This is a genomic window from Chamaesiphon sp. OTE_20_metabat_361 (genome assembly GCF_031364565.1).
The window spans coordinates 1-6,385 of record NZ_JANLWO010000204.1 but is presented as its reverse complement, the minus strand read 5'-3'; the positions used below and the strand labels follow the sequence as shown (position 1 = coordinate 6,385).

Annotated in this window: 4 protein-coding genes; 2 read left to right on the top strand and 2 right to left on the bottom strand. The window is 50.9% G+C overall.

What is annotated here, in order from left to right; translation table 11 throughout:
* Together RMO35_RS05730 and RMO35_RS05725 are read right to left on the bottom strand one after the other, a co-directional pair.
* Positions 1–968 (bottom strand): Mrp/NBP35 family ATP-binding protein (locus RMO35_RS05730; RefSeq protein WP_309739218.1); only part of this gene is annotated, 968 nt, incomplete at its 3' end.
* Between the two features lie 103 nt (positions 969–1,071).
* Positions 1,072–1,272 carry a hypothetical protein gene (locus RMO35_RS05725; protein WP_309739216.1) on the bottom strand — a complete coding sequence of 67 codons (201 nt, stop codon included), beginning with the start codon at positions 1,270–1,272 and terminating at the stop codon, positions 1,072–1,074.
* Positions 1,273–1,768: 496 nt separating this feature from the next.
* Between RMO35_RS05725 and RMO35_RS05720 the strand changes: the two genes are divergently transcribed.
* Entirely contained in the window at positions 1,769–5,131 is a 3,363-nt protein-coding gene (locus RMO35_RS05720) for a PAS domain-containing protein (protein ID WP_309739214.1), read from the top strand.
* 225 nt (positions 5,132–5,356) lie between these two features.
* The coding region (hemF, locus tag RMO35_RS05715) for an oxygen-dependent coproporphyrinogen oxidase (protein WP_309739212.1) at positions 5,357–6,385 on the top strand (1,029 nt) is incomplete at its 3' end.

Below are 6,385 nucleotides of genomic sequence, written 5' to 3'. Positions count from 1 at the left end.
TCGGCGATGACGATCGGGATACCAGTATCGCCGCTGGTGCGGACGGGGATTTCGAGGGGAATGCGCCCGAGTAGGGGGACACCGACTTCGGCGGCAAATTTTTCGCCACCATCGGAACCGAAAATATCATACTGTCGATCGGGCATATCTGGGGGAATAAAATAACTCATATTTTCGACAACGCCCAGCACGGTGGTAAATTTCTCAAACATCCGCAAGCCTTTGCGCGCATCGGCGAGGGCGACGGTTTGGGGTGTGGTGACAATTACGGCTCCCGCCATCGGGACGGCTTGCGCGAGGGTGAGTTGAGCGTCACCCGTTCCCGGTGGTAGATCGACGATCAGATAGTCTAGTTCGCCCCAGTTAACTTGATATAAGAATTGGCGGATGATCCCATTTAACATCGGCCCGCGCCAAATTACGGGCTGATCGCGATCGATCAAAAATGCCATCGATACTAGTTTGACGCCATGATTGCAGGCTGGTTCGAGGCTACCATCTGCCGTCGGTACCAATCGAATATCGCTCAAACCAAACATCAGCGGTGCATTGGGGCCATAAATATCGGCATCGAGTAGACCGACCTTTGCACCCAATTGAGCCAGCGCGACAGCGACATTTGCCGCTACGGTACTTTTGCCCACGCCACCTTTACCGCTGGAGATGGCGACGATATTTTTGATGCGATCGATGCCTACCCGGTCTGGCAATCCCTTTTGCTGGGGAATTTCGGCAGTTACTTCAACTTCGACATCCGTCACGCCTGGAAGCGTTTTTACTGCCTGTTTGCATTCATCGACGATAAATTCCCGCAATGGGCAAGCAGGGGTCGTTAGTACGACGGTAAATTTGACTAAGCCACCATCTACCTGAATATTCCGAATCATATTCAGCTCGACCAGACTCTTTTGCAATTCTGGGTCTTGAACTGGTTTGAGTACTTCTAAAACGGCACTACGGTCTAACATCATTATTTATATATTTTCGACTCTGGATTTAGTCTATAACCTAAATCACACCGTCGGTATCTTAGCTGGAAATAGCCTCCTTAGCAAAATGAGGTTTGGTGCGTCAGAGCATCCGGCTCTCGTCGCTTTCCAGTTCTGCCAATGCTTCTCTTGCCAGGGAATCTAGTTTCCCTGCGGCAGCATCTCGTTCGATTTGTTTATCCCAATTCTGTTCGTCTAAATCTAAAACCCATTCTGCAAGTTTGCCTAACTCTGGTAGTGATTTGAGAATTGCCGATTCAATGTCTTCAACTGCTGCAAACATTTTCTCACGGGAGATATTTTTGCTATTTTACAATAAATCATCTATTTCATGGCTCGATCGTTGCTCTAAATCACTACTTGCTCGCTCCTACAGCCGATCGATTAGCCAAAGGATTGCGATGCCCTACAGTTGTACCGTTAATTTTATTTAAGATTTGGAGGATGGATTTGATTCTGAACTAACGAGTATACGGGAATCCTCAATGGGGATCGTCGATCGATTGGGAAAACCCGCATAGAGAAAATAATTCATTTCTGATAGGGTGATAAACATAAGATCTATCTTTTGATTTCGTTCTCACACGAGACAATTGCACACTAAGTTACCCGACCCATTTGTGTGTCTGGATGTCACGATCCGATGTTGTCATAACTACACTGAAATCCAGCCGATATTTGAAGACTCGTTCGTTGGCGTAGCCTCTCCTCTGGAGAATCGAACTTCTTGGTTTCCCCCCTGACATCTATCTGCCCGAGCCACTACCTCATCATCGATCGTGAAAATATCGGACGCATTTACCATTGACAGCAGTTCTGCGAGCGATGTTCGTACGCAACGGCAGGGGCAACAAATAGCGCGGATTGCCAGTCTGACAGTGATTTTCGTCGGTTGTGCGGTCTTAGTTGGCTGGATATTAGACCTGGGATGGCTCAAGAGTTTCATCCCAGGAGCGGCGACGATGAAAGTCAATACCGCTCTTTGTTTCGTGGGGGCGGGGATCTCGCTGAGGCTGCTAGCTTACACTCGCAGTCCGCTCAAGGCTCGAATTGTCAATGGCTTGACGATCGCCATCGCCCTCACCGCACTTCTGACCATTTGTCAATATGTCTTCGGATGGAATCTGGGCATCGACGAACTCATATTCAAAGATCTGGGTTCTCCAGCCACATCGTATCCGGGTCGGATGGGTGTCAATACAGCAGTCAATTTTGGCTTGACAGGTGCAGCACTGTGGCTGTTGAATCTTCAGGATTATCCTTCAGATAGGCTTCGCCAACGACCACCGTCGCGTCCACAGCACCGAGTCCGAGTGGACACGATCGCGATCGCCCAAAGTTTAGCACTAATCGTGGGGGCGATCGCGCTTCAAGCTGTGGTGGGGTACGCTTACAATGTCCGAGTGTTTTATCAATTTACTATTTTGACGACCTCGATGGCACTACATACCGCTGTGGGTTTCGTGTTGTTAGCTGTGGGAATGTTGGCACTTAGAAGCGATCGCGTCTGGATGCGATCGCTCACGGCAAATCTAATGGGTGGTGATATTGCCAGAAGATTTATACCGACGACGATCGTGCTACCTTTGCTAGTTGGTTGGCTGATTTTGCAGGGTGTCAACGCCAATTTGTACGACCCAAACTTTGCGTTGTCACTGATGTCAATGTCGTTGGTAGGGATTGCACTGGGACTGATTGCCAAAAATGCTGATATCATCAATGGCATCGATGACGATCGCCTCCGATCGGACGATCGGAGGCAATCGAGTGAAGAACGGCTCAAACTTGCGCTTCAGGGCGCAAGACAAGGAACTTGGGACTTCGATCTCCAGAGGCAGGAGTTGGTGTGGGACGATCGCTGCAAGGAACTGTTTGGACTCGATCCTGGTGCGGTGGTAAATTATGACACCTATCTCGCAGGCGTGTATCCCGACGATCGCCAGCGGGTAGCTGATGCCGCAGCAAGAGCGATCCGCAATTGTGGTGAATTTGCTCAGGAGTACCGCACGGTTCATTCCGATGGCACCAGTCACTGGATTCTTACTCAGGGACGCTGTTGGTGCGATCCAGCCGGAGAGCCGTGCCGGATGTCTGGGACGATGATGGAAATCACCGAGCGCAAACAAGTCCAGCTCAATGACAGATTCCTGTACGAACTGACGCGACGGCTGCGGTTAATTACCGATGCGGATGAATTGCAAGATGAAGCGGCTAGAAGTGTGGGCGAATATCTGCGGGTCGATCGCGCAACATGGTATGGAGTAGATTGGATCGATCGGCTAGCAACGGTCGAGCGCGACTGGTATCGCGCGGGGTTGGAGAGTCATGTGGGCGTCTATGCGATCGCCGATTTCTTGCCACCAGCCATGCAGGTTGCCCTGTTTGCAGGCGAATCAGTAGTTATTAGCAATATCCATACCGACCCGTCGCTCGTGCCCCATCTAGCAGCCTATCGACAGTTGGGACTTCAGGCATTTGTCAGTATGCCCTGTTTCAATGAAAATCAGTGGGTAGCAACCTTACATGTCAGTACAGACCAGGTGCGGAACTGGCGCGAGGATGAAATCGCCCTGCTCCAAACCGTCGCCGCCCAGATCTGGCCGACGATCGAGCAAACCCGCGCCGTTGCTGCCCTCAGAGCGCAAGAAGAGCAGACCCGCGCCGCCCAAGCTACCATCAGACAGCAACTGGACGAAATTGAAGCAATTTATCAGGCGGCTCCGATCGGATTATGCTTTATAGATACGGATCTGAAGTACGTTCGGATCAACGAGCGGTTGGCACAGATCAATGGTGCCTCGGTGGCGGCGCACATCGGGCAGACGCTGCGCGAACTATTACCAGAACTAGCTGACGATGTAGAGCCAATCTATCGCCAAGTCATCGAGTCGAGTAAGCCAATTGTCGATCTGGAGGTGAGTGGCACCAATCCCGCTCAACCTGGCGTAGTGCGATCGTGGATCTCCAGTTTTTATCCCCAAACCGATGCAGAAAATCGCACTATTGGCGTAAATACAGTAGTCCAAGAAATTACCGCTCGCAAACTTGAAGAAGCCGAACGCCAACGGATTGAAGCCGACCTACGGGCAAGCGAACGGATGCGAAGGTTTATGTTCGATCAGACTTTCGAGCTGCTTGGGCTAGTAGATCTCGATGGCGTGCTGCTAGAAGTCAATCAAGCAGCATTAAACTCGATCTCCGCTCGATCGTCCGAACTCGTCGGTCGCAAGTTTTGGGAGACCCGCTGGTGGACGCATTCACCGCAGCTACAGCAGCAACTCATCGACGCGATCGATCGGGCTGCTAGGGGCGAAGTCATCCGTTATGAAGTCGAATTTCCCGATGGCAAGGGCAATGTGATGATTACGGACTTTTCGCTCAAACCGCTCTTTGACGAAGACGGTCGAATTGTGAAGCTGATTGCTGAAGGGCGCGATATATCCCTTCGCAAGCAAAACCAAGCGATCCTAGAAGAGCGCAACCGAGAGCTAGACTCATTTGTATATGTGGTATCCCACGATCTCAAAGCACCCCTGCGCGCCGTTGCCAATCTTTCTCAGTGGATTGAAGATGATTTGGCAGGACAACTCACCGCCGCTACCCTAACGCAAATAACCCTCTTGCGCAACCGTGTGGATCGGATGATGGCGACGATCGATGGACTGCTCGACTATGCTCGCGTCGGTCGCAGCGAGGATGCGATCGAACCTGTCGCCATGGCACAATTGCTAGCAGATGTCATCGATACACTGGCTCCACCACCCACATTTAAAATCGCTCTCCCCGCCGAGCTACCGACGTTCTCCACCAGACGCTTACCATTATTTCAGGTATTTGTCAACTTAGTCAGTAACGGTATCAAACATCATCATTCCGAGGCTGGCACGATTGGGATTGCGATCGCCCAGCAGGGTGATTGGTATGAGTTTGCGGTGTCTGATGATGGCTCAGGCATTGCACCAGAACATCAAGAGCGGGTGTTTAGGATCTTCCAAGCCGTCAATCCCCAAAAGCGCTCGGATAGTACAGGCATCGGACTGGCGATCGTCAAAAAGATCGTCGAGGCCGAAGGCGGCACCATTCGCCTAGAGTCAGAGCTGGGCAAAGGGACGACGTTTTATTTTACCTGGCCGAAGGGGTAGGGACGGGGGGACTGGGAGACTGGAAACACTTTCAATCGCCATCCACTATCCACAATCCACTAGCCACTATTCCCTATCCCCTAAAGCCTAAAACCTAAAACCTAATTTGTATATTTCCCGTAACAACGATCGGCTGTCGATCGCCTGAATATGCTACTTTGCTAGATAGTCGCCAACGACTGCTTTTACAAATATTTTTAATCTCACCTCATTCACCTTGCGGATATGACAGCTTTCTCCACCGACAGTAAGACAAATAATGCTTTCCTGCCCCCTGCTGATGCCAAGAGTCAGATTATTCAGTTCATGCGGGAATTTCAGGATAGTGTCTGTCAAGGCTTGGAAGCCGTTGATGGCGGAGGTAAGTTTCAAGAAGAAAGCTGGGATCGTCCTGAAGGCGGCGGTGGTCGATCGCGGGTGATGAAAGAAGGTAATGTATTCGAGCAGGGTGGTGTCAACTTTTCGGAAGTTTGGGGCGAACATTTACCCCCCTCGATTTTGAGTCAGCGTCCCGATGCTGCTGGGCATAAGTGGTTTGCGACAGGGACCTCGATGGTGCTGCATCCGCGCAATCCTTATATTCCGACGGTTCATCTCAACTATCGTTACTTTGAAGCTGGCCCCGTGTGGTGGTTTGGCGGTGGTTTGGATCTGACACCCTACTATCCATTTGCTGAAGATGCCAGCCATCTGCATAATACGCTCAAATCAGCTTGCGATAAACATAGTCCCGATTTGTATCCCACTTTCAAATTATGGTGCGATGAGTACTTTTATCTCAAGCATCGGCAGGAAACTCGCGGTGTAGGCGGGATCTTTTTTGACTATCAGGATGGGCAAGGGGCATTATATCGCGGCCCCGACCCCCAAGGGCCAGCAGCACAGCATAGCGACGCGCTAGGGGTGCCCGCACCGCGTACCTGGGCGGAATTATTTGCCATCTCTCAAGACTGTGCCTACAGCTTCTTACCAGCATACATCCCGATCGTCGAACGTCGTCGCAATACTGAGTATGGCGAACATCAGCGCAATTTCCAGTTATATCGGCGCGGACGCTATGTAGAATTTAATCTAGTCTACGATCGTGGCACCATTTTCGGTCTTCAAACTAATGGACGCACCGAGTCGATTCTGATGTCTTTGCCGCCCCTAGTGCGCTGGGAATACGGCTATCAACCAGAACCTGGTTCTCCCGAAGCCCAGCTCTATGATGTTTTCCTCAAACCCCAAGATTGGGCAAATTGGAAAATTAAT